Source organism: Chamaesiphon minutus PCC 6605, assembly GCF_000317145.1.
Lineage (GTDB): Bacteria > Cyanobacteriota > Cyanobacteriia > Cyanobacteriales > Chamaesiphonaceae > Chamaesiphon > Chamaesiphon minutus.
This window is the reverse complement of the sequence record NC_019697.1, coordinates 3,464,731-3,489,184: the sequence shown is the minus strand read 5'-3', so window position 1 is coordinate 3,489,184 and position 24,454 is coordinate 3,464,731. Positions and strand designations below refer to the sequence as shown.

25 protein-coding genes and 1 tRNA gene are annotated in these 24,454 nt (G+C 44.0%); 12 read left to right on the top strand and 14 right to left on the bottom strand.

Features of this window, described 5'->3' with window-relative positions; all coding sequences use genetic code 11:
• Positions 1 to 7: 7 nt before the first annotated feature.
• The gene (locus CHA6605_RS16020) at positions 8 to 232 is read right to left on the bottom strand and encodes a hypothetical protein (protein ID WP_157260008.1); all 225 of its coding nucleotides are present in this window, start codon (positions 230 to 232) and stop codon (positions 8 to 10) included.
• Between the two features lie 203 nt (positions 233 to 435).
• The gene (locus tag CHA6605_RS16015; protein ID WP_015160462.1) at positions 436 to 2,049 is read right to left on the bottom strand and encodes a CHAT domain-containing protein; all 1,614 of its coding nucleotides are present in this window, start codon (positions 2,047 to 2,049) and stop codon (positions 436 to 438) included.
• A 192-nt stretch (positions 2,050 to 2,241) separates the two neighbouring features.
• Here CHA6605_RS16015 and CHA6605_RS16010 point away from each other — a divergent pair, with 192 nt between their 5' ends.
• Together CHA6605_RS16010 and CHA6605_RS16005 are read left to right on the top strand one after the other, a co-directional pair.
• Positions 2,242 to 2,547, top strand: a complete 306-nt coding sequence (locus CHA6605_RS16010) for a hypothetical protein (RefSeq protein WP_015160461.1) — start codon at positions 2,242 to 2,244, stop codon at positions 2,545 to 2,547.
• 167 nt (positions 2,548 to 2,714) lie between these two features.
• Positions 2,715 to 3,461: a phycobilisome rod-core linker polypeptide gene (locus tag CHA6605_RS16005; RefSeq protein ID WP_015160460.1), complete on the top strand. Its 747-nt coding sequence runs from the start codon at positions 2,715 to 2,717 to the stop codon at positions 3,459 to 3,461.
• 147 nt (positions 3,462 to 3,608) lie between these two features.
• Here the strand turns inward: CHA6605_RS16005 and CHA6605_RS16000 are convergent, their stop codons facing one another.
• The 4 genes from CHA6605_RS16000 to CHA6605_RS33020 form a co-directional block, all read right to left on the bottom strand.
• Positions 3,609 to 4,145 carry a deoxycytidylate deaminase gene (locus tag CHA6605_RS16000; RefSeq protein ID WP_015160459.1) on the bottom strand — a complete coding sequence of 179 codons (537 nt, stop codon included), beginning with the start codon at positions 4,143 to 4,145 and terminating at the stop codon, positions 3,609 to 3,611.
• A gap of 80 nt (positions 4,146 to 4,225) precedes the next feature.
• Positions 4,226 to 4,795, bottom strand: coding sequence for a dihydrofolate reductase (locus tag CHA6605_RS31730; protein ID WP_015160458.1), 570 nt, complete (start codon positions 4,793 to 4,795; stop codon positions 4,226 to 4,228).
• 112 nt (positions 4,796 to 4,907) lie between these two features.
• Positions 4,908 to 5,843: a thymidylate synthase gene (thyA, locus tag CHA6605_RS15990; RefSeq protein WP_015160457.1), complete on the bottom strand. Its 936-nt coding sequence runs from the start codon at positions 5,841 to 5,843 to the stop codon at positions 4,908 to 4,910.
• A 20-nt stretch (positions 5,844 to 5,863) separates the two neighbouring features.
• On the bottom strand, positions 5,864 to 6,082 hold the full coding sequence (locus tag CHA6605_RS33020; protein ID WP_015160456.1) for a hypothetical protein: 219 nt from the start codon (positions 6,080 to 6,082) through the stop codon (positions 5,864 to 5,866).
• A gap of 21 nt (positions 6,083 to 6,103) precedes the next feature.
• Here CHA6605_RS33020 and CHA6605_RS15980 point away from each other — a divergent pair.
• A tRNA-Asp gene (locus CHA6605_RS15980) sits at positions 6,104 to 6,177 on the top strand.
• A gap of 111 nt (positions 6,178 to 6,288) precedes the next feature.
• The gene (locus CHA6605_RS15975; RefSeq protein WP_015160455.1) at positions 6,289 to 6,705 is read left to right on the top strand and encodes a thiol-disulfide oxidoreductase DCC family protein; all 417 of its coding nucleotides are present in this window, start codon (positions 6,289 to 6,291) and stop codon (positions 6,703 to 6,705) included.
• Between the two features lie 105 nt (positions 6,706 to 6,810).
• On the opposite strand, the gene chlG is transcribed toward CHA6605_RS15975, so the two are convergent.
• Positions 6,811 to 7,785, bottom strand: coding sequence for a chlorophyll synthase ChlG (chlG, locus tag CHA6605_RS15970; protein WP_015160454.1), 975 nt, complete (start codon positions 7,783 to 7,785; stop codon positions 6,811 to 6,813).
• Between the two features lie 347 nt (positions 7,786 to 8,132).
• Between chlG and panB the strand changes: the two genes are divergently transcribed.
• Together panB and CHA6605_RS15955 are read left to right on the top strand one after the other, a co-directional pair.
• Positions 8,133 to 8,900 carry a 3-methyl-2-oxobutanoate hydroxymethyltransferase gene (gene panB, locus CHA6605_RS15960; RefSeq protein WP_015160453.1) on the top strand — a complete coding sequence of 256 codons (768 nt, stop codon included), beginning with the start codon at positions 8,133 to 8,135 and terminating at the stop codon, positions 8,898 to 8,900.
• Between the two features lie 86 nt (positions 8,901 to 8,986).
• Positions 8,987 to 9,700, top strand: coding sequence for a bifunctional 4-hydroxy-2-oxoglutarate aldolase/2-dehydro-3-deoxy-phosphogluconate aldolase (locus tag CHA6605_RS15955; RefSeq protein WP_015160452.1), 714 nt, complete (start codon positions 8,987 to 8,989; stop codon positions 9,698 to 9,700).
• Between the two features lies 1 nt (position 9,701).
• On the opposite strand, the gene CHA6605_RS15950 is transcribed toward CHA6605_RS15955, so the two are convergent.
• Entirely contained in the window at positions 9,702 to 9,962 is a 261-nt protein-coding gene (locus tag CHA6605_RS15950; protein WP_015160451.1) for a hypothetical protein, read from the bottom strand.
• A 60-nt stretch (positions 9,963 to 10,022) separates the two neighbouring features.
• Positions 10,023 to 10,583 (bottom strand): hypothetical protein, encoded by a 561-nt coding sequence (locus tag CHA6605_RS15945; protein WP_015160450.1) that lies wholly within the window; start codon positions 10,581 to 10,583, stop codon positions 10,023 to 10,025.
• Positions 10,584 to 10,767: 184 nt separating this feature from the next.
• Here CHA6605_RS15945 and CHA6605_RS15940 point away from each other — a divergent pair, with 184 nt between their 5' ends.
• The 4 genes from CHA6605_RS15940 (at position 10,768) to CHA6605_RS15930 (ending at position 13,600) form a co-directional block, all read left to right on the top strand.
• The gene (locus CHA6605_RS15940) at positions 10,768 to 11,262 is read left to right on the top strand and encodes an MEKHLA domain-containing protein (protein WP_015160449.1); all 495 of its coding nucleotides are present in this window, start codon (positions 10,768 to 10,770) and stop codon (positions 11,260 to 11,262) included.
• A 324-nt stretch (positions 11,263 to 11,586) separates the two neighbouring features.
• Positions 11,587 to 11,802 carry a hypothetical protein gene (locus CHA6605_RS34225; RefSeq protein ID WP_015160448.1) on the top strand — a complete coding sequence of 72 codons (216 nt, stop codon included), beginning with the start codon at positions 11,587 to 11,589 and terminating at the stop codon, positions 11,800 to 11,802.
• A gap of 37 nt (positions 11,803 to 11,839) precedes the next feature.
• Entirely contained in the window at positions 11,840 to 12,592 is a 753-nt protein-coding gene (locus CHA6605_RS31725) for a PEP-CTERM sorting domain-containing protein (RefSeq protein ID WP_015160447.1), read from the top strand.
• A gap of 198 nt (positions 12,593 to 12,790) precedes the next feature.
• Entirely contained in the window at positions 12,791 to 13,600 is an 810-nt protein-coding gene (locus tag CHA6605_RS15930) for a sterol desaturase family protein (protein ID WP_015160446.1), read from the top strand.
• A gap of 14 nt (positions 13,601 to 13,614) precedes the next feature.
• Here the strand turns inward: CHA6605_RS15930 and CHA6605_RS15925 are convergent, their stop codons facing one another.
• Positions 13,615 to 15,123: a DGQHR domain-containing protein gene (locus CHA6605_RS15925; RefSeq protein ID WP_015160445.1), complete on the bottom strand. Its 1,509-nt coding sequence runs from the start codon at positions 15,121 to 15,123 to the stop codon at positions 13,615 to 13,617.
• A 171-nt stretch (positions 15,124 to 15,294) separates the two neighbouring features.
• On the opposite strand from CHA6605_RS15925, the gene CHA6605_RS15920 reads away from it, so the two are divergent.
• Together CHA6605_RS15920 and dndC are read left to right on the top strand one after the other, a co-directional pair.
• Complete coding sequence (locus CHA6605_RS15920; protein ID WP_015160444.1) at positions 15,295 to 17,694, top strand: DUF262 domain-containing protein; 2,400 nt, start codon at positions 15,295 to 15,297, stop codon at positions 17,692 to 17,694.
• Positions 17,695 to 17,716: 22 nt separating this feature from the next.
• Positions 17,717 to 19,267 (top strand): DNA phosphorothioation system sulfurtransferase DndC, encoded by a 1,551-nt coding sequence (gene dndC / locus CHA6605_RS15915; RefSeq protein WP_015160443.1) that lies wholly within the window; start codon positions 17,717 to 17,719, stop codon positions 19,265 to 19,267.
• A 5-nt stretch (positions 19,268 to 19,272) separates the two neighbouring features.
• Here the strand turns inward: dndC and CHA6605_RS15910 are convergent, their stop codons facing one another.
• The 4 genes from CHA6605_RS15910 to CHA6605_RS15890 all read right to left on the bottom strand — a co-directional run bounded on the left by CHA6605_RS15910 (position 19,273) and on the right by CHA6605_RS15890 (position 23,999).
• On the bottom strand, positions 19,273 to 20,142 hold the full coding sequence (locus CHA6605_RS15910; protein WP_041549493.1) for an MBL fold metallo-hydrolase: 870 nt from the start codon (positions 20,140 to 20,142) through the stop codon (positions 19,273 to 19,275).
• A 240-nt stretch (positions 20,143 to 20,382) separates the two neighbouring features.
• Positions 20,383 to 21,717 carry a TldD/PmbA family protein gene (locus CHA6605_RS15905; protein ID WP_015160441.1) on the bottom strand — a complete coding sequence of 445 codons (1,335 nt, stop codon included), beginning with the start codon at positions 21,715 to 21,717 and terminating at the stop codon, positions 20,383 to 20,385.
• Positions 21,718 to 22,316: 599 nt separating this feature from the next.
• Complete coding sequence (locus CHA6605_RS15895) at positions 22,317 to 23,243, bottom strand: LysR family transcriptional regulator (RefSeq protein ID WP_015160440.1); 927 nt, start codon at positions 23,241 to 23,243, stop codon at positions 22,317 to 22,319.
• Positions 23,244 to 23,723: 480 nt separating this feature from the next.
• Complete coding sequence (locus CHA6605_RS15890) at positions 23,724 to 23,999, bottom strand: YiaA/YiaB family inner membrane protein (protein ID WP_015160439.1); 276 nt, start codon at positions 23,997 to 23,999, stop codon at positions 23,724 to 23,726.
• Between the last annotated feature and the right edge of the window lie 455 nt (positions 24,000 to 24,454).

Genomic DNA, 24,454 nt, shown 5'->3' with positions numbered 1-24,454 from the left:
TTTGCCCTTAATCTTCTTCTTTCCTTTCTAGACGAGCGACTCGTCGTTTTAATAACCGCGTCGCTCTAGCATTGTCAGCAACCTCATAGTTGAGATCGTCGGAATAACGGCGCAGAGAATCAAACCCTTCACGGATAGCTGTAAGAATTGTCCCTTCAAAACTATCGAATCTCTGCCGCAAAGAAGATACATCATCTCTAAGTGCATCTACATTTTGCTTTGTTGCAGTCATGTCTTGCTGCAAAACAGAAAGTTGATTTTCTACACGCTCCAACCTTTCTTCAGACATATTTACATCGATCGAGTCCTAAATTAACTAGAAAAGCTTAATAACATAATTATCTCATAAAATATTTGCGACTGGATAAATTTCACTTTACCGTCGAAAGGCGGCGAGCGATGCCTCAATCGATGGTGGCGATCGTCAATAACTACTTACCGGAGCCACTCTTGCCGATCGATTCTAAACTCCAAAATTTGCCCTTCTTCACTACCAAATTTAATCTGCATTCCCGATTCGAGTGGAAATTCGCGCGCGTGAACTTTGACCCATTTATTTTCGAGAGTCAATACATAACTGCCAAACCGAGATGTATCGCGTAGATAATAAATTCCCTGAGTAAAATCGGTCATCGATGGCGATCGATAGATAATTTCGGCATGGCGTTGAGATACCCACGGCTCGACTACTACTAAATCATTATCGTTAGATCTGCCGACGCGCATCAAGCCACCATCAATCGGAAAATCTGGATGGGTATGAAAACTCAGCGATCGCATATAGGCGACGGGAATCGCTTGCGGTACGGACGGAATTTCGGTAATTGCTTCAGCTAATGGTCTGATTAATTCTCCATTAAACTCTGGGTGCATGTACAAAATTGGTAGCGTCCAGGCAGGTTGATTGAACTTAAATGAAATCAATAATTGCTGTCTGGCAATCGCCGCAGCTTCATCGATACTCAATCGGTGTGCCAGAGCCTGAGTAAAAGTCTGAATAAAGCTTAAAGCCTCGCGATCGGCAATTGTATCGCGCATGGCGAGTACTGCCGGAACGCCGTAATGCAGCAAGACTTCTGCCAAGCTACTGCGGGGAACGGCTTGCTGTTGATGCTGGTATGGCTGCGCGCCCCAACAAGAATTAAATACGGCTAGTTTGACGCCACAGCGGACGAGTAATTGTGCCAGCTCGGTACCATTCAAACCACCCACATCGTTAAGCAGTAATAAACCCCCATCGGGTGCGGACATCCCATGTCCGGCATAGAAAAATACGTTATATTGCTGACTCTCAAGTTTGGCAATCAGCTCCTCTGGAGTGGGTCGCACGAGCGTATCGACATTACAACCTGCGGGATTGAGTCGATTGGGGGGATTGAAGCCGCTGGGCATGGTACTCCGCAGAGCTTGGGCGATCGTGGCTGATTCTTTTTCTAGGTCGAGATTGGGACTGCCAGGGATATTTTGACCCAAAACTAACAGGATTTTAATCGATCGATCGAGTCGTTGCGGCGGCAAGGGATCGACATCGCTATTCGTCCGGCTGAACAACACCAGTCGATCGATCGAGAGCGCGGGTTTACCGTGCTGTGACTGCATGATTTCCCACGGAATGGAGATTGAGTCGGGATCGCGAATTTCCAGGCGCAGACGGAGCGATTTGCCCTGTCCGATCGCCATGCCCTGACTTTGAGCAAAGGCATTTCCCACCTGTTTGCAAAATAACCACTGCCACAAATTGATGCCCAAGTGCTGCATCAAATTCGCACTATAGAGTTGCGGCTGCGGCGCATCTACAGGTGCGATCGTTTCTAAATCTAACTCCGGAATACTCAGATCTTGATGGCAGGGCAGACAATAGGGTCTGCTGCCAGGATTAAACAACCCTTGCCATCCCAACCAAATTTGGGATAGCTCGATCGTCCAGGTACAATTTTCAATTACGTAGCCGCCAGGATATGGTGCTTTGAGCACCCACACCGCATAATTGTCTGGCGTGGTCGCGCCTAAGCGGGCGACCGCAATATTTAGGGAAGGATGTTCATCCACGGATAGAGGACAGAAGATAAAGTACGGGGATACGTGGTGAGGGTAAATTATTTAGTGGGATTCCAGTGTCATTATCGACGATTGACTAGCGGTTGTCACGAGTCTTGGTAGCAGATGTGTCATTAGGCTGCTGCGCAACAGCCCAAAGTCGCTATACTTGCACTATGTAGTCAATTTCCACTTACTCACCTTATGGGCTTAATTGAATTACTCATCCTATTAGGTTTAGGAGTCGGAACTTCAAAATTTATTTCTAATTCCAATCGGCGCAAACGTCTGGAAGCTGCTTTTTACCAGCTTTTACGGAAACAGGACAGTTATATATCCTTGATTCAGTTGGTAACGATTTCACAAGTCAGCTCTCAGGAAGCAAAAATTTTTCTCGACGAACAGGTGCGCCTGCTGGACGGCATTCCAGAGGTTGACGACGATGGCGACACCTTTTACCGTTTCCCCAGATTAAAATTACCTAATGCGATCGTCGATGACGACTGGTAAAGTGAGCCAAAGTGATACACCTATAAACAACCAGAATGTTGGTAGCCATTCAGGTTGAGAGATAATTAAGGAATGTAATGTTTTCGCATCGGGGTCGCCGAAGAAGGCCAAATCAGGATTATGATGAGGAAAATTGTAAAGTTTCGTAAGAAGATAACTTTAAGTATATGTCTATTCCATTATTAGAGTACACTCCTTCAAGCCAGAACTCTCGCGTTCGTGGCTATGAAGTACCCAGTGACGAACAGCCCAGGGTATTTTCTACAGACAACTTATTGTCTTCTGGCGATTATGATAATCTGATCGAATCTGCTTACCGTCAGATCTTCTTCCATGCCTTTGCATCCGATCGCGAAAAATTCTTAGAATCGCAACTCCGTAACGGTCAAATCACCGTTCGCGACTTCATTCGGGGATTGTGCCTGTCCAATACCTTCACTAATAGTTTCTATAATCTCAATAGCAACTATAAATTTGCCGAGCATTGCGTACAAAAAATTCTCGGACGCGACGTGTATAACGAAGCAGAAAAAATCGCTTGGTCGATCGTCATTGCGACTAAAGGTCGTGCTGGGTTTGTAAACGACCTCCTCAATAGCGATGAGTATCTAGAAAACTTCGGCGATAATATCGTTCCGTTCCAACGTCGTCGGGTATTACCTTCCGGTGCGAGTGAAGTACCATTTAACATCAAAAACCCGCGTTACGATGCTTACTACCGCCGCAAACTAGGTTTCCCCAAAGCTTCTTGGCAAGCAGCAGTCCGTGGCTACAAACCCCAAGAAAAACAACCCAAAGCAGGCGATCCCGCTCTATTTGCTGGGATGGCAAAAAGTCTGGGCAACATCGGCAATCAGCCACAGTCCATCTCGCCTTACAACATCGATTATCAAAATCTAGTTCCCCGTCGCTAATTCGCTGAATTAGAAGCTCGACTAGATAAAGGGGTTTTCGACCGCCTTGGCGGCGCGCTTCGCGATCGATTGCTTTGCCTGCTGGTTGAGCGATCGATCGAAAGCCTCTTTTTGGTGTATGGTTACAACGATCGATCGATATTATTACTAACTAAAAGTTTCTACAGATGTCGGGTTGAGTAGAAATGCAGCCGAACGTTTGGCAGTCGCTTCCGAAACTAAAATTGGGATGAGTTCGATCGAGCTATCTTTGAGCAAGAAATCGCGAACTTTAATATTATCACCAGTATTGAATGTCGTCTCGTAATATACCTCGCGAATCCCAGCCGAAATAATTATTTTCAGACAAGATAAACATGGCTCTAATGTGACATAAATACTCGCGCCACCAGTCGAAATACCATGTTTGGCTGCTTGCGCGATCGCATTTGCTTCGGCATGTACCGATCGAGAAGGTAGAATTTTACTGGCATTGCACGCACTCAAATCTGGATAACAAAATCCCTGCGTGGTACAATGTACCGAACCCGATGGCGAGCCATTATAACCTGTCGATAAAACTTGGCGATCTTTGACGATTACCGCACCCACTGGGAAGGCTAAACAAGTAGATCTAGTAGCGGTTAATTTCGCCAGCATCATGAAATATTCATCCCAAGTCGGGCGCGAAGAAATGTCGTACATTATACTTTAGGTTTTAGGCTTTAGGTTTTAGTAACTGGACGATCGTAACAGCCCATCAGCTAGAGGTAATACTAAAAATATTAGTAGATTATCAGTGGCTTTGGTGTATATATTTGAAAAGTGAAAGGTTTGCTACCTGACATTTTATCGGAAAAGCTCTGCGTAAGATATGGCGGAATATAGGGTTCAAATTCTCCATCTGATGACTGCGGATTTTGAGGAAAAAAGGTATCGCAGTCATAACTTTCATCGAGTCGTGAAAGATAGATGATATCGAGATCGAGTCGTTGAATTACCTGTTGATAGATATTTGCTCCGCCGCAATAAAAGATTTTAGCGTCTGCTTCTAATTCGATATCTCCACAATTGAGATCGGTAGTAAAATTTAAGTGAGATAGAGATTGTTCGGGTGTAAATCGCGATCGATACTTCTCGGCTTGCGATGTCACGACAATATTTTGCCTACCTTTTAATGGAGCCTTCTGGCGATCGAACATCCCATCGAAAGTCTTACGCCCCATCACGATCGTATGTCCCATCGTCAGATTCATAAATAGTTTCAGATCGGCAGGATAATGCCATGGCATATATCCATCTTTACCAATACCACCATCTTTGTCGATCGCTGCAATGAGAATTTTTTGAACCATTTTAATAATTGATAGTTTATAATTGATAATCGATCGTTACAAGACAACGATCGATCTGATTTGATTTATCCTCGAACTGAGAAGCTTTGTAGCTGTGCCTCTCGATCGTTGTTTAGACTGCCACTGGTAATTTGATGAATGCGCCGTGTTGATAGTTGACTAATTGAAGGCGATCGATATCATCATAAGTCAGATCGAACATCGATCGATCGCCTAATTGACTCAAATCTAATTGCGGTAATACATAAGCTTCCCGACTAGCATTACGGTAAGGCTCGATATGATCGACATATATATGTGCATCGGTAATCGAGTGATAGAAATCGCCCGGATTGAGATTTACCTCGCGACAGATTAGTAATAATAGGAGTGAGTAGCAAGTCAAGTTAAACGGATTGCCCACGCAATGATCCGACGATCTTTGTTGGAGATGTAAATTTAATTTACCACCTTGATAATTTAACGTAAAACTATGATGACATGGAGGAAGTCTACTTACAGTTGCATTCGGTGGATACCATGCCGTAATGTGTAGTCTCCTCGATCGAGGATTGCGTTTTAATTCATCGATCGCCCATCGTAATTGGTCGAAACAAGGAATAACGATCGATTCTTTCTCATCTACGATTAAATTGTGTCGATATTTACTCTCATCTAAATTAACCAATACCTCACCATCGCACAAATAGTTGCTATCTCCACGCCGAATTGGAGCTGTATAATTGGGAACTGGATAATACCGCCAAAACCGACCGTAAGCAGTTTCTAAATTGCCATCTGCATCGCTCCAAGCATCCCAGATTTTAGTATGTTGTTGGAGATTGCGAATATGCGGCTCGCCGGATAGATACCAAATCATTTCCGTCACCAGGCTGCGCCATTGAATCTTTTTATGCGTCAAAATTGGAAAAGCTTCAGTAGTTACAGGTAGGCGATAGCTCAATCCGAATAACGAGACGGTATCAGTTCCTGTGCGATTGGTTTCTCGCGTTCCTTCGGTGAGGATTCGATCGAGGATCTCTAAATAGGTTTTATCTACTATGTTCATACACGAAGCTTACGCGCCGCCTAGCTGCGATCGAGTGTTTTGCCAAAGCCCATTATCTTACCATTCGATCGACCCAGATTGTGAGGATGAATAGAATTTTTGCTAAAAGCGACAATGTCAGCAAAATTTTGAGGCATAAAAGGCAACTTGGCGTAAATAAATCGAGTTAATGTCGATCGATAACACCTCCGATCCCTAATTAATGCAAAGTAGTTGACATCCTTGCGTAGAAAGTGCATAATTGTATCTGTTGAATAAATGGGACTGTAGCTCAGTTGGTTAGAGCGCGCGCCTGTCACGCGCGAGGTCGCGGGTTCGAGCCCCGTCAGTCCCGTCAAAGTTTAAGATCCAAAAAGGTGCCTGTTTAAGCCCAGAGTCAAACTCGATTAGCTTAAGCAGGCACCTTTGTTACACTATAAATAGTATCAATTTATAGTTAGTGTCGATGTCTTACTATGCGATCTATGACGGCAACTGCAACCTGTGCGTCACCTTCGTGCGGCAACTAGAACAACTAGATCGTGGCAAGATCTTTCAATATATCCCGATGCAAGACACTCTTACCCTCAGCGAACTAGGCGTAACAGCTCAAGATTGCGAACAGGGGATGATGCTCATAAATGCAGCCGAGCCGAGCCAACGCTGGCAAGGTAGCGCAGCCGCCGAAGAAATTGGCAAACTATTACCAGGAGTCGATTTGGCTGTCGATCTCTATCGATGGGTACCCGGTTTAAAATGGTTGGGCGATCGCGGTTATCTTCAGATTCGCGACAATCGTTATGCTTGGTTTGGCAAACGCGATCGTACCTACTTATCACCCTATCAGTTTAAGAGTTGCCAGGACGAGCAGTGCTCGGTATAGGAGCGATCGAGAGCATAAAATACCCGACTACGATCGAGTTCGATCGGTCGGGTATCTAGTATATTTGATGAAATAATACTTTAATCTGTCTATCTTGAGATCGATTTAAACACGACCGAAAGCCAGCCCAGCAACCAGCATTCCAATTACTAGAAAAGGTTGCGCACTCGCTTGATATTTGACATCATTTTCGAGCGGGTTACGCAGAAAATACATGTCTTGGAAAGTAATCTGCGGGATGATTAGTAAGAATAAAATTGCCGCATAGAGATTTTGGTGAATCGTAATCAGATATACACCAATTCCCGCTTGGAAAATATCAATCATTAATACGCAAATCCAAGCAGCTTTATCGACACCAAACATGACTGGAAGCGACTTTAATCCAAATTGCTTATCGCCTTCAACACTTTTGAAATCATTAACGATCGCGATCCCCAATCCAGCCAAGCTGTAGAATAGTGTCATCACCACGATCGTCCAATTTAGCGTTCCAAATAAGGCATGACCAGCCCACCAAGGCAAGGCAATATAACTCGCCCCTAGCGCGTAAGTACCCAACCAACCATTTTGTTTTAATTTTAATGGTGGAGCTGAATAAATATAAGCAACAAATGCACCACCGATCGCCAAACAAGTCATAATTGGAAAATCATGATTTGCGGCTCGATCGAGAATATATGCAACGCCAATACCGCCAATTAATAACGCAAAAATTTGGACAACTACCTGAGAACCAGCAATTGCCCCTGAAGGAATCGGACGATAAGGTTCGTTCACTGCATCGATCTCGCGATCGTACCACTCATTTACGACTTGAGTATAACCAGTCAATAATGGCCCCGACATCAGCATACACAATGCCGCTTTAAGCACATTCTCGATCGACCAAGTATACTCGCCAGACGACGCCGCACCACACACAACCCCCCACATCAAAGGAATCCAGGTAATCGGCTTCATCAACTGCAACCGAATTTTCCAAATCGAAGCCGCCTCCGTCGAAGCACCCTTCATCCCCAACATCTGTCGCGTTTTCGCACTCTTGGCTTCAACTGGCTCGACTGGTAAATCGCTCATAATAATAAATTTAAAGTTGCTATTTTAGTCTGTGTGCTAGTAGTAAGCTCTAAACTAGAGTGTATAACTACAAAAGCTCTCAGTCAAATTAGGGGATAGGGGATAGGGGATAGGGATTAGGCTTTAGGTTTTAGACTTTAGGGGATTTTGGATTTTGGATTTTGCGGATGCGCTCCGGTCGGGTTCCCCGACCATGGAAGCGCACCAAGCGGGATTTTGGATTGGGATATTCAACCCACTCCCCACTCCCCCACTCCCCCACTCCACATCTCTCCCACTCCCCCACTCTCCCACTCCCCCACTCTCCCACTCCCCCACTCCCCCACTCCCCCACTCCCCGTCCCCCCATGCCGACAGTTCGCCAGTTGTTGCAATATAAACCGAATGGAAAACAAATCGTCGCGTTGACGGCGTGGGATTTTGCGATCGCGCAAATTTTGGATGAAGCTGGAGTAGATTTGATTCTCGTGGGCGACTCGCTGGCGATGGTGACGCTGGGATATGAAAATACCCTGCCGCTGACGCTCGATGAAATTATCCACCATGCCAAAGCAGTTAAGCGCGGTGTCAAACATGCGCTAATTGTGGTCGATTTGCCGTTTCTGAGCTATCAAACTAGTACTGAGGTCGCGATCGGGTCGGCAGGTAAAATCCTCAAGGAGACAGGCGCACAGGCGGTGAAGCTCGAAGGCGGACATCCGGCAATGGTAGCAACGGTAGCGCGACTGGTAGAAATCGGGATTCCGGTAATGGGACATATCGGCTTGACGCCGCAATCAGTGCATCAATTGGGATATCGCCAACAGGGACAATCCGAAACCGATCGCGAGCGGCTGATCGCCTCAGCAGTAGCCTTAGAAGCAGCAGGGGCATTTGCGATCGTGCTAGAACATATTCCTGCCGATTTAGCCAAATCGATCTCCCAAAAACTCTCGATTCCGACAATCGGCATTGGCGCAGGCGCAGACTGTGACGGACAAGTCCTAGTGACGGCAGATCTCTTAGGTTTAACACAGCGTCAACCACCTTTCGCGAAGGCTTATGTCAATTTACGTGCAACGATCGCCCAAGCGGTGCAGGATTACAGTGCTGAGGTGAAAGAGGGCAGGGGATAGAGGGGAGGCTTTAGGTTTTAGGTTTTAGGTTTTAGGCTTTAGGCTTTGGGCTTTAGGCTTTAGGCTTTAGGTTTTAGGCTTTAGGCATGGAACTGCGTTCCCGTTTTGCCCATCCACCCTCGCTCCCCGCTCCCCGCTATTCCCCATTGAAGATGATGCACAGGTATGGAGACAATTGGTTAAAGCTTGTCAAACGAGAGCGCGTAATTGCGGTAATTCGATCGACAGATCTAAGCATCGGGCGCGAGATGGCGCGGGCGGTGGCGGCTGGGGGAATTAAATTAATTGAAATTACGGCGAATAGCGATCGACCGTGGGCGTTAATCGAGTTGCTGCGGGCGGAATTACCGGATTGTTCGATCGGGACGGGGACGATTTTGAGTCTGGCTGATGTCCGCAATGCGATCGCCTGTGGGGCGGAATATATCTTTACACCACACTTCGATCTGAGTTTAGTTCGTGCTGCCATTAATGCCCAAATCCCAATCGTGCCTGGAGCCTTGACGCCGACGGAGATTATCACAGCATGGCAAGCTGGTGCGACTGCGGTGAAAGTCTTCCCCATTCAAGCGGTGGGTGGGGTGAAATATTTACAAGTATTACAGGGGCCGATCGGTCAAATTCCATTGATTCCCACTGGCGGCGTGACTGAAAGCAATGCCCCTGAATTTTTAGCTGCTGGTGCAGTGGCGGTGGGATTATCCGGCTGTTTATTTCCCCCTGCTGAAGTTTTGCAAAAAGATTGGCAGAGCATCCGCGATCGCGCCAGCAATTTATTTATGAGAATAAAAGTCGTTTAATTTAGATGAGATCGAAGCGATAACAAACCACTGTAAATATTGTCGAGATCGCCGTAATCCCGATCGCCATTGCCGGGTGTTGTCCTTGGGAGATTGCGAACGTTGTAACTACACCAGCACCGATTGCCGCAGGCATAGCAACATCTAATAAGGTACGACCGGATTTACTTTTATACATAGTTTTTTCAATTGGCGAGATCGGGCGATCGCCTAAACTTTTACAAATATTGTTTAGCAGCTTATCACCCGATTCGAGTTTCACCAATTGAAACTATGAGATTTTGAAATCAATATTGATAATTAGATATAATTCTTCATCTTATTAGGCGGGAATTACTGGCTCCAAATCCTCATCGCACAAATCGCTTAATTTGATGGCGGTATCTAGATCGACGTAAACCAAAATCATCGCCTGCTCGTTATCGAGCGAATAAAATTGACGCCCATCGCGCTGGAGATCTTCCATCACATATGAAAGCGCGAGCATGTCCGCCCAATCATCATTAGGTTCGATCTCCCAGTGCTGTGTGGTATCCCCTAGCGTGTATTCTAGCCAGCATTCACCTTCATCTAGGTCGATGTAGTCCACAATCTCTTGCAGGTAGTCTGCATCGCCACCAAGCAGACAAAGTTGCTGGACGATCTTGACATAATCGCCCGTAGCGGCAACACATTCAGGATCGAAATTCCAGACGCGGTTACAAATTCGGCGTCCTTTCGGCTCCCTTTCTACTTCCGAGCCAAAAGCAAATAACAGTAGCTTAAAAGGGTCGGACTCCAAAGCTTGTCGATCGAATGAAAACAAGATATCCTCGATCGTTATCTCAGGATTGATGACTAATCCTAATTTGGCTAATTTATCTAACTGTGCCTCTAGTTGCAAAATTGGTTGACTCCCAGAAAGTTAGATTACGATCGTGACACCTCTTTTACAGCGTAGCGCAAATATCCTGTCCCTCTAGCTGCGATCGCCGTGGGTGCGATCGATTGGATTAAAATTGGTGTGGACCGATCGAGATTAACCGCAGGTGGCTAGTCTCGCTGTTGAAACCTAACCGATCGCATCGATGCTTGCAATTCCTAGTAACGATAACAACTATCATCGCGAGCATGTATTACTTCTGCTCCAAAATTTAAAGAGATGGACTGGTTTCGATCTCATTGCAGAGTATGGCTTTTCATTAGATACATTAGGGGCACAAGTATTTAATGCCCAATTCTATCTATTAAGTCATAATAATGCCGCCGATCCAATTTTGACTTATGGAAATCAGCAAGTGTTATCACAATGGGAAGTTTCTTGGGCAGAACTGATAACAATGCACTCTAGAGAAACTGCCAAACCAATCGATCGGGCGGAACGTGCGGCAATGATGGAGCGAGTCAAAGCTGATAATTATATCAATGGATATAGTGGCGTTCGCATCAGCAAGACCGGGAAAGAATTTACCATATCAGACGGAATTGTCTGGAATGTTTTTACAGAAAATGGCGATTTCTGCGGACAGGCTGCTTGGTTTAAAGAAGTAGAAACTCGCACGATCGACATGAGTTTGAGCTAAAAAAATCGGCTTGCTTCGATATTTACTAGGCGATCGAGCAGAACTCAAACCCAGTCGAGCGTTATTTTCTCGATCGAAAATTATCCTGTAACTTCGCGATCGAAATACTCGATCGAGCAGTACTCAGCCAATTTACTGAGTACTGTTGTTTTTTACGTCGCTCGCACGCTCTGAAATCGATTGAAGCGTCTCAATCTAGAGTACTTAAGTAGTATTGACAATACGATCTTTGGAAGATAAGCTGATGAAAAAATTTAAGCTATTTGGCTTAGACAAATCGACTCTTAAAGTATAGCGACTGGGTAACTTGTAAGGAGACAAATTATGAACGCAACACTTAAAGCGGCGATCGGCGGATTGTCCGTCATCGGCATCTGTACGATGAGCTTATCCGCCCAAGCCGTAAGTCTGGTTAACGGCATCTGTGACAAGTTAAGGTTTTCGATCGAATGTCAACACCCATATATAGCGTGGCTGTTGGTTCGGTCTCACTATATATCAAAAAACTCGATTGATAGTGCTAATGTATTCGATCTCTGAATATCTGATGTAACGGTCGATCGAAGGATCGCCAAACGTGCTTGACAATTGCGATCGCGCCTTAACTTGTCACGAATGGGTTAACGGCAACTTTACACCTGGAACCGCAGGGCAGACCCGCTCATCATTTTTCAACGTAGCAAGCACTGGCTGGAGTACTACTAATAACGGTAAATTGAATTTTGTAGTGCCAATTGGCACAGAATATACAGATAATCTTAATGTAGTAGGCGGTCGTCCCGACAATAAACTACAACTTTATGGTACTGCGCCCATTCTCAGTCCTGATGGGATTGCAACTTGGTATGTAGCGGCAGATGGCGATCCCGGTTTCGGTGCGCCGATTTATCAACAATTGAGTGGTCTAACACCGGGCAAACAATATGATGTAACATTTTATCAGGCTGCCGGACAGCAAAGAACATTTACTGGCCCAACAACCGAAAGATGGCGGGTAGGTCTCGATACGAGCATTTTGACTTACGGAACTATTGGCACGCAACTCGCAAAAACTCAGCTATCAAAGATCAATATCTTTCCAGATACAGCTACGCGGGTAACTGATTGGGAAAAGCAGACATTAACATTTACAGCTAATAGTGCTAGCGATATCTTGACATTCTTGGCTGTTGGTACTCCCAGTGGAAAGCCCCCCTTCTCGCTGTTATCTAGTGTCTCAGTTACGCCTACTAACGTTCCCGAACCTTTGACGATTATCGGTACGATTGTCGGCGGTACGGCAGCTCTTCGGTTGCGAAAGAAACTAGCTAAATCTACCAAAAACGCCTAAATAAATCCTCAATTGTTTGAATTCCTATCTGTAACTTTTAAGTAGTAATTCAACTAATAGGACGTTTACTATCGATCGAGCTTTATCGATCGTCAAGATCGAGACACCATCTGCGATTGAGGTTGCGCTACTGTTATGCACGACCTCAATTTGTTTTAACCAGAGCCTTTAACCCAAACTTGGAGACGCTTCGATCGTATGCAACAGTATCTGCCATCATTAGCATTAGAAATCTTCAGCTTATGTACCTGGTTGGTAATTATCGCGATCGTCTTTATCCCGCTAGAACGGCTCTGTGCCCAGAAAAAACAGCCAGTTTTGCGGAAAGAATTTTTCATTGACTTGGGTTATTACTTCCTCAATAGTCTGCTGCCCAAACTGCTATTAATTATACCCATGTCGCTCGTTGCTGCGGCAGTGCATCAGCTCGAACCCAGCGGAATCTATACTTGGGTTGCAGCATTACCCTTGCGAGTGCGGTTCGTCCTAGCGATAATTGTCGGCGAATTTGGTGCTTATTGGGGTCATCGTTGGTCGCATGAGATTCCCTGGCTCTGGCGGTTTCATGCCATCCACCATAGTTCGGAAGAGATTGACTGGTTGGTAAATACTCGCGCCCATCCGTTGGATATGTTTTTTGGGCGGTTTACAGGCTTAGTCCCGATCTATCTCCTGGGTTTGGCACAGCCAACGGCAGACTCTGCGGACATCGTACCGCTATTATATTCGTTCGTTGGTACCATCTGGAGTTTTTGGGTTCACGCGAATATGAATTGGCGGTTTGGTTTTGTCGAACGGTTGTTGGCTACGCCTGCTTTTCACCATTGGCATCATACGAATGATGGTGCGGAGTATATTAACAAAAACTATGCCGCAATTTTGCCGATTATCGACATCCTCTTCGGTTCATTTTATCTCCCCAAACATCGCTGGCCGCAAAAATATGGGATTGAAATGCCGATCGAGCCAAGCTTGACCGGGCAACTTTTACAACCATTAAAATGGTAGTCAGGTAGATTTGCTCATGTCAATAGTGGTGGCAAACCAACCTCCTTGGGCGTGACTAATTCACCCTCAAAACTCATTGCATATTCACCGATAGTTCTCGCTTCAGCAACTTGACGGCGGAGTTCGGCGCGATCGAAATCATTATCCACGCCGCCTAGTAAATATACAATCAACTTAGCAGCCAAATCGCGCCCAGATACCAGGATACGTTTCTTATTAGGGTCGAATAAAATTCCATACCATAGAGATTGCGGCAGATTAATATTACTAAACCCACCATCGGCATCATAGCGATCGAGTTTACGGAAAACCTCGGTTTCAACCATTTGTTTTTTAAAAACCGCCATTCCCACCCCTTGCGCGAAGGCAACTTGCCCGACGGGGCGAAATAATAAATGTCCCTCACCGCCGTCGATTTCAAAACTAAATCGGCGCAATTTAGTCGTATCTTCGCCTTTTAACCGTCCGTAGCTGGTAAATTGGGATAGCTTGTCGAACAACCGATTAAAAGACTCAATTCCCAATTCTAATTCGGCGGTATCTGGACGCAACGGCACCAAACCTTTCTGGGCTTTAGGCTTCCACAGAGGGAACCGATATTGCAGATATTTTGCCGCCATATCTTGCAGAGCTTGCAGAGTTGTCAGCACGGTAGTTTTAGTCGCCACCGTCGCACTATCCCAATTCACGCGAGGGTTGCGTCCTGGGATATCTTTTAATAAGGGATGATTGACAGCAATTTGTCTGGCCACGATCGCAAAGCCATCATTTTCATCTAACTGGGCTAATTGTCCTTTACTCAACGCGATCGCCATTAGATTAACATGGACGAAGATCGATCGAATCCTGCGGCGCGCCTCTAATTGTGTCTCACCTTTTACCACCGCCGAGATAAATTCAATCCCGATCGTTTCCTGAGGTAAACTCTCTAAATATGCCTCCGATGTCCCCAATTCAGCCAACGTAATTTTATTACCTACCGGATGCCGCTCTTTATTATATCGAGGCAATTCACCAGCACGTAATAACTCCATCAATCCCTGTACGCCCATCAACCGATGTTGTCCATCAAGGGCATAAATCCGCACAGATTCGCCCACATCTAATAGCCCGAAACTATTATTACCATCTAGTGGCATAAATATCGCTGCCGACTCAGTGGCTTTGCCGCCTCTCCCCCACTCATCCGCATGAATATTATCAACCCAACCCCTGTCGATCGTCACTAATACGGGCGGGAATTTATGAGTAGTTCGCCCTGCTAAATATTGTACTAAAGCAGCCTGTCGGCTCCAGTCTAGCGGACGCTGTTGGATAACTTCGATACTATCGCTATCGATCGAGATGTTCTTATCTTGAGGCTGATGTCGATCGGATAGCAAACTCATCTCCGAGGCATATTTTACTCGATCGGCCAACCATTGCAGCGTCACAGAGCCGATATAAGCCTCACTACCGCCCATGTTAGTGCGTTGGACGAGGATTTCATTAGGCTGAAGGTTAGGAATCTTGCTAGCTGGCATTGTCCGACGGTTGAGTGAAGTTACCGCAACTAGATTAGCAGCTTTCCCGCCACCGCTTTCAGAGGTTTTTAAAAACTTAACGAATCTGTGAGTTTAATTATATTTAATCCTGATTACGCATGTGTTAGCCTGTTAATAGTCTGTGTCACCCCTTAGTATAAATATCGATTCATGACAACCAGAACACTTGGGCAACTACTATATGCACTACGAAAAGGGGATCTTTTGTTGCCTAATTTTCAACGTCCATTTGTTTGGAATCCTGAGCGATGGCAATCATTGTTAGCCTCCATTTTGCTTGAGTATCCGGTTGGACAAGCTTTAATCGGGACAGAAGCCAACAGTAAGATGATGTCTATTAATAGACCACTATCTATTCCAGAAAAAACACTTAAAGATGTTCTAGCAAGCAAAGCCAATATATCATCTAAAGATACAGAAATTGTTAAATCTAACCAATGCTTACAAAAAGGGGATGAGTATAGCTGCGATTATTTGTTAGATGGACAACAAAGACTAACTGCACTAGATCTAATATTTGGAAATGCTTACCATTTTTCTGAAGGTAGTGAGCTAAACAGAAGCTACAGGCTGCGATGGTTCTTAAATCTTAATAAGCTTGGGTTAGATAATCTTGAGTGGCTAGATATTCGAGAAATACAACATGAAGAAATGTGCGACGTTTTTGTATCAGTTAAATACAGAAGAACTGATAAGAAAAGTCCAATATATTATAGTATTCCTGATGGCGAGCTGGCTGATTTTTGTACTGTAAGTGCTTTGCAAAGACAGTTCGAGATGGAAGAAGGAATATATCTACCATTAGATCAACTTTATTTTGAAAATGAAAGTAGTAATTCTCTAGAACTAGATCCAACAAGACTGTTGATGGAATTATTTGACTATCGTCAAGAGACGATTATCGTAAGTACTAAGGATGGGCAGGCATTAAAGAGAAAATTTGATGCAGGAGAAATTGAAGAAATTGAATATAATCAGGAGAGAGAAAAATTAAAGAAGAAATTCTTAATTTGGAAAACAAGATTGGAACATTTGCTGGGTCAGATTATTAAATTTCCCTTTCCAGTATTGGAGGTGCCGTCAAAAGATTTTAATCGTCTGTCAGGAATTTTTTCAGTAATCAACATGGGTAGTGTAGCATTAGATACATTCGACTTATTAGTTGCTAAAACTACAACTACAGATCGTAGTCTTAGAGATGTTGTTAAAAATGAATGTTCGCAAAATTTTAAAGAGTATAACAAAAATATAGAGAAGTATACTCTGATGTTACCAGATGGGGCTAGAGGCAAAGATGTAGCCTCTAACTTCTGGAATATAGGCAAATTTTTAGGTGAAAAAAGTGAAGAGGCAGATCAAGTCAACCAAGGTAGTAAGTTCCCTGAGTCTATATCTCGATCTTTTGCACAAGCCATTGTTCTACATGCACAGCTAAATCAGGCTCTTGGCGATGATTGGTCAACTCGTTCTAATATTTTACAAGGATATACTAGTTATCAGAATGCTGCTCGTCATATTTTTCAAAGCGAGAATTGGGGATATTCAGATAAATTAATACTTGCTCTAAGTAGAGATGTTGTTCATAAAGTTCAGTCTCAAGCAGTCAAGCAGTTACTCCGTGCCTATTTCTTAATGAAATCAAAGTTAGGAGTAGAAAAGTTATCAACTGTTCCCTATCGACCGATGGATTTAGTTTTGTCATCAGTATTGACTGATTCAGTCTGGAAAAAAATACTGAAAGATCCTAATGGAACAATCATTAAAAAAATTGAGTGGTGGTATTGGGGATCTATATTTGGTGGTGCTTATCAAAAAGCTTATTCATCAGTAGACAAGAGAATACTATCAGATATTCCAAGATTAATAGCATATATATCCGATCCGAAAATTAAGTGGTCAGATGTCTCAGACTTGAATGATGGAATTTCTTCTAATCAATATTTAACGGAATCATCTATACTTGGCTCTGAGGGAAAAAATCGTTTTGAAATGATATGCAATGTTGATGGCTATTCTACAAAAGAAGCTTTGATGTCCTCTCCAGGTAGTACCATGCAGACGGCAATTCTATCGTTTTCTATTAAAAATGGATTGTCAGATTTTAAGTTTAGAGATAAAAGTGGTAGTAATGAATCAGAACGTGGAGAACGTTTACATATAGGTAGAGGAGATTTGCAAATCGATCATCTATACGCCGTTAATTTATGGTACAGATTTACGGGTGAAAAGATAGACCGAAATACAGATCATCCAGTTAACTCTCCTCTAAATTATGCATGGATATCTTCAAAAGCTAACCGATATTGGTCGGATAATCCATCATTTCAAAAATTGGAGATAGAATCTGCTATCAAAGGTAGTCAAGATAGCATAGACTTTTTACATGAACATTTTTTATCAATTGAATCAGTGGAATGTGAGTATAGCAATATATCTATAGGCTCTGAAGACTATCAGAAGGAAAATGCTCCAAGAATATTAAAATCGTTGCTAGAAAAAAGATTTGAAAAATTAAGGCAAAGTATCTTAGCAGAAAATCCAGAAAAATAACTTATGTAGGTAATAGACTCAAATGTTAGAGCTAGAAAATCGTGGTGTATCTGAACTAGTAGATGAAATAGAAAGACTTAACCAGGAGATACAGGAATTATACTGCCTCGATGGAATACCGTGGGTTTTAGGGGTTTCATGGGGCAAAGATAGTAGCTGTATTCTTCAATTGATTTGGAATGCAATTGCTCAACTTCCGGTAGAACAACGTACCAAGCCAATTCATGTAATCACTACAGATACATTAGTAGAAAATCCAATTGTCTCCGTTTGGGTAAATAGATCGATCGAACAGTTGAAAACTGCTGCTCGACAACAACAGATGCCAATTCAAGCTCATTTACTTTACCCAGAACTTAAAGAAAGATTTTGGCCTAATTTAATTGGTAAAGGCTACCCTGCACCACGGATGAGATTTCGATGGTGTACCGAACGCCTAAAAATTAATCCAGCGAACCGTTTTATTCGCAACACCGTTCATACCTGCGGTGAAGTCATACTGGTTTTGGGTATGCGTAAGGCAGAAAGTAATAAGCGCGCTACTGTTATGGAAAAGCATGAAAAAGGTCGGGTGCGCGATCGGTTGAGTCCTAGACCGAGCTTAATTAATTCCCTGGTTTATACCCCGATCGAGGATTGGCGGACTGATGAGGTGTGGATGTATCTGATGCAATTTAAGAATCCTTGGGGTGGAAATAATCAGGATTTATTCAGCCTGTATCGCGGTGCGACTGCCGATAATGAATGTCCGTTAGTTGTCGATACATCTACCCCTAGTTGTGGCGATTCTCGGTTTGGTTGCTGGGTGTGTACGCTAGTGAGTAAAGATAAATCGATGGAGGCAATGATTCAAAATGATGAGGATAAAGAATGGTTGCAACCATTGTTAGATATTCGGAATGAATTAGATATTCATGACGATCGCGATAAGCGAGATTTCAGACGCATATATGGTAGAGTCGAACTATTCGAGCGAAAATCTAAAGAAGATAAAGAAACAACTGAAATAGTTCCAATTCCTGGCCCTTATACTAAGTTTTGGCGCGAACATTGGTTGCGACGGGTGCTAGAGGCACAGGTGCAAATTCAGCAGACTGCGCCGCCAGATATGCAGGATATTACCCTAATTACTGATGAAGAGTTAGGAGAAATTAGACGAATTTGGCTGGAAGAAAAGCACGAATTTGATGATAGTCTACCTCGGATATATGAGGAAGTAATGGGCAAACCGTTTAAAGATACTCGCATTCAGGAAAAGAAATTATTAGGCGGTGACGAATGGTCGATTTTAGAAGAGATCTGTAGCGATGATGCCATGCACCTGGAATTGATGGCAAAATTGCTCGATACCGAACGCCAACATGCGACAAAATCGCGACGTGGGGTTTTTGAAAACCTGGAGAAGTGTTTCGATAGCAGTTCTCGATCGAAAGAAGAAGCAATTGCGATCGCGCATGAAAAGCGAGATCTTAAAGATGCTGTCAAAGAAGGCAATGTCGAAAAGGTCAAACAATTAACCTGGGCGCAGATGAAGTTTCAAAATGATGAGGCACCAGATACAATCGAGGAGTAAAATTATTAATTGGCGATCGATACGCGCTCGTTTACCAAAATTTTCATCCCTTCTTTGGCAACGATCGATTCAGGAAAAACTCGTGTCGATTGTGACTCAACTGCATCCATAAATCGATCGTCATGACTGGGATCGTGGTGGAAAATTACCAGCTTTTTGACTCGTGCTGCTTGGGCAATTTTTACCCCTTCTTGCCAGGTCGAATGTCCCCACCCGATCTTACTAGATTGGGGATGATAATACTCCTCATCGGTATAAGTAGAATCATAGATCAGGACATCGGCTCGATCTGCTAATGCCAATACATTGCGATCGAGTCCAGTGCTAAAGTGTTCGGTATCGGTAATATAAGCGACGGCATAATCTCGCCAGCTTACGCGATATCCCATCGCGCCACCGGGATGATTTAATTCGCCCGTGGAGACGGTAACTTCGCCTAAATTGACTCGATCGCCATAATCGAGATTGTGAAAGCGTAAATTGGCACCCATTACCTGTAACGGTACTGGAAAATTAGGCTGATTCATCTGATCGTGCAGGCGGTGTTCGATCGTCACGCCGTGGGGAATTACACCACCATAAATATCAAATTCATTACCCTCCATAAATGCTGGAGAAAAGAACGGGAAACCTTGAATGTGATCCCAATGTGAGTGCGAAAAAAATAGATGTCCGCTGACGGGAAGGTGACTCATTAATGATTGTCCTAAGACATGAATCCCGGTTCCCGCATCAAAAATCAGCCGATAACCGCCCACTAACATTTCCACGCAGGGCGTATTACCACCGTAGCGCACGGTAGCGGCTCCAGGGCAAGCAATGCTCCCGCGTACTCCCCAGAAATTAATGATGAATTGGTCTTCCAGTTTGGACATCGATTGAATCGGTGGACGGGTGAGAGTTGATAATTTTGAGACATGTGTTGCAGCCATAACGTCCATCTTGACGCTCCACCATGTTTAGATTTCCTGCCGATCGATCGAGTCAAGGTAGGCAGATCTGCGACTAGATGGCAACTCTCCAACCAGAACCTAATTTATTATGCCCAGAAAACACAAAAATTGAGATAAGATTTGCAGGTTGAACGATCGAATTTAGTCAAGCAGCGATTTGGTTTAGAGGGTATAAGTAAAATCATCTACTAATAATCCCGGTACCCAACTCCCACCGAGCTGACGACTGCCATAAGTATCGACATCGGGAATAAATTCCACAGTGTTTGTCAATGCCATCAGATTATCGCCCCAACAACGGTAGAGACTTTCATCAAAGCGTAAATTGGCGATCGGCGCAACGATCTCACCCCGTTCTACCCAAAAACAAGCATAACGAGTCATCCCCGTTACCCGACCAGTCGGTCGATCGCTCCAGTTGAGATAATGGAGATTGGATAAATATAAACCAGTATCTAGAGTTGCTAAAATACGATCGGCTGTGAGTTCTCCAGTGCTAATTTCTGCCGAACGTAGGGACTCGCTGCGATTTGCACCATTAGCGGGTTTTTGATACTCTTTAGCGGTGCGCGCATTGACTAGCGTATTGGCCAAGTGACCCCGATCGATTAAAGTCAGATGGGCTGGGGCAATTTCGCCTAATTCGTTAAATCTGGGCACCAACCCCCGCTGGAAATTTTCGGAGATCGTTAAATGTGACGATAAAGATTGCTCGCCGCGCTGTAGTGCCCCAAAACAGCTTCTCCCCTGCTGCAAAGCAGCCTCGCTAATCCCTCCCCAGGACAACATCCCTAACAGGTCGGCTGTAGCCGCTGGAGCCAAATAGGTGCGATATTTACCGCGCTCGATCGTCTTGAGCGGTTGTGCTAACCTGACTAATTGGGTTTTGGACTCGGCAATTTTGGCTTGATAGACAGCATCATCCCAGTGGCTGCCCGCGAGCGTACCTTTGACGGCTTGCCCGGTTTTGGTAAATAGAGAATAATCCAGGGTATAAGACTCGGTAGCAAACCAGTGTTTTTGCCCGCTACTATCGGCATAGCCGCGCATCACCATTCCCCCCGCATATAAACCCGTAAAGTCGAGATTTTCGACTACTGGTAACAAGCTATCTACCACATCAGCATCTGGTAATAAATGGCCAGCATGTACCTCGTGGCTGGTAGCAGTCCCTGTCGGTAATACTAGATAGGGATCGATAGGTAATTGCGGTACTTCCACTCTTAGGGCTGCTAGAGCGGATTGAGCTTGCGGGAGATCGATTTCGACTTCGCCAGTAAAGGGAAACTCTACCGAACTGCTTCGCTGTTGGTAGATCAGCTTTAGTTGGAGATTGCCATCGGTGACGATCCCCGTCTGGCGGACTTTGGCATGATTGAATCGCGTAAATTGACTGACTTCGCCCTGCAACCGCAATGTAAATTGTTCGTCAGCATGGAGACTTGCGGTTAAGCCAGCCAATACTCGATCGAAACTAGCTTCTAATCGGTCTATCACTGATATTTATCAAATATTTGTGCGCGGGCTTCATTAATGCCGCTCGCTTAACTCTAGTTTACAATATTTCTCAGTCGGTCAACTATGTCTATAAATTTAGCAGTATTTACTCTCAATTATATAAACATTACTTGCGATCGCTAGAATTTAAGAATTTAGGTGATAAATTAATAACTAAGGAAGCAAAAGAGCTTCTCGACCGATCGGGCATCTACAGTTTAGTTTAGATCTTAATCTAATAGGAAAAAATCAGTTCCGAATTTTTGCTGTATTATAGCTTCTCGATCGATCGAACATCTACAGTTTAGTTTAGATCTTAATCTAATAGGAGAAAACCAGTTTCAAATTTTTGCTGTATTTTTGTCTCACTAAACCCTCAAAAGCAACACAAACTGACAGCCTCCATATCTCTAAATACTGTCAAGACGGGAGCCATCCACTACAACGCTAGTGCAACTCCACATTATACAGATTTAAACGTAGAGATCCCTGAGCTATAGTCATGGTGTTGCTTTTGGCATGTTTAACAGTTAATGTTTGATAACTATTTTTTCCTGAAGGATAGAGAAAATTGCAATAAAAATAGATCGAGTTAGACTTTACATACCGATTTGCGATCGCATTTTATTGGCGATAATTTGAGATTCCTGCTGAAGAAAATCAAAGAAAGTATTAGCAAGAATCGAGAGTTGCTTATCGGCTGGATAAATTACGTACCAATGACGCTCGATCGGAAAATGTTGGATATCTAAAATCGTCAGTCCCGACATCGCAGCTTCTGGGGTAAACGTATGTTGAGAAAGTACCGAAATCCCCAAACCCACACCAATTGCCTGTTTTATTGCTTCATTTCCGCCCAATTCTAGGCGCACTTTTACCGAAACCCCATGTTTGGCAAGTAATTGTTCGACTGCTGCGCGAGTTCCCGAACCCCGTTCCCGCATGATAAATGGCTCGTTTTGTAATTTGGTAATCGGAATATTTTTCTCTTGGGCGAGGGGATGAGTTTTGGGAGCGATGACTACTAGTGGATTTTCTAAAAATGGATGTAAGGCCACATCCAACCTGTCGGGAATTTTACTAATAATATACAAGTCGTCGAGATTTTCATTCAGCCGCTCTAAAACTCGCTCGTGATTGGTAATTTCGAGTGAGACATCGATGCCGGGATAGAGTTGACAAAAAGGTGCGATCGCGCGTGGCATGAAGTATTTGGTCGTGGTAATCGTCGATAGTTTGAGCTTGCCTTGCTTGAGTCCCTGGAGATCGGTGATTTTCATCTCAAACCGCGATAATCGATCGAATATTTCGCGACAGGTAACGAGTAATTCTTGTCCGGCTTGAGTCAGATAGAGTTTTTTGCCAATCTGCTCGAATAGTGGTACGCCAACATTTTGAGTGAGTTGCTTGATCTGCATCGAGACTGTTGGCTGTGTCAAAGATAACTCCTCTGCTGCACGAGTAATACTAGTTAATCTCGCAACAGTTTCAAATACTTTAAGTTGATGGAGAGTAGATTGACGCATTTAGCTCGGTTGGTAGTTGACAGTTAAGTTTTGCTATAAACGGCAAAATCTGGCTCGAAGGCACAAATTGGGACTGGGGTACGAGGAGTGGATGGGTGGATGGGGAAATAATTATTAGACCGAGAATCTGAGCGGTTGGATCTTAGAGGGGGAGCGGAGTTGTGAACTTTGAACTTGAAATTTTCGTTCGCGTAGCGTCGGCTCTGCCGAATCGCGATCTATCTCAACCACACTAACACAATACCTGCAAGCCGGATAATAGAGGTTAATCAGTCTATGACATAGACGGCTACCAGGATATTTTCGATCGGACTCCAACCAATTGTAAGCTTTGGCGGTACAGGTTGACGCGAAACTATAGCCATCATCGAGATGAAGGTATTAGTTGTCTAAAAAAGCCAACAAAATATCGATCGACTTTCATCGATCGAGTCAGGCTAAACACAGGAGTTAATTTAATCGATTGGGTAGAGTTGCTAATTAAGCGCGTCCGTGTTGGGAGAGGATTTGTTCGACCTTCGCTTCTTCGATCTTTGAGGTCAGTTTTGTCGATTCGTGGAGGTCTCTCTGGGTTTTGGCTAGTGTAAATGTCGAAGCTACCGAAAATCCTAACCCCATACCCATGAAGCCTTTAGTCCACAAATCCACGGGCAGATAAATAATTCCCGTTGTTGTCATCCCTACCGAAAGGACAAAGGATGCCCAAGTCTGAAAAATCCAAGCGTTACTATCTTTTTGATAACCAATCTGTTGCATCTGATTTTACTCTAATTACTAATAGTTGAGAGCCGATCTATTTAAGTCGATATCTAAATACTAAGCCGAACAAATATCGCTCGAGATCCGAAATGGACAGTTTCTCAACTGGCTAGAGAGGGGTGGGGTGCAGTAGGGTGGATTAGTTGTCAGGAGCGCAAATCTAGAATCTTGGTGCTTAGTCGCTAACCGCCCTGAAATGAATTTCGGGCTAACGACTAAAGTCCACTGAAGTGGACTCAAAGATCTTCCTGTGATTGTAGGAAATAACCCGATCCTAAAAAAGGGAAGCACATGGTGAATTAATAGTAGTAACAATTCTAATACGGCAAATCCTCACTGCTCAAGCTTTTGAGTTCACTTAAGCGAACTTTCGCTTTTAGCCCGAAATTCATTTCAGGGCGGTTAATAACTAAGCACCAGATTGTCAAATATCTTTTGTCAATTGCTAATAC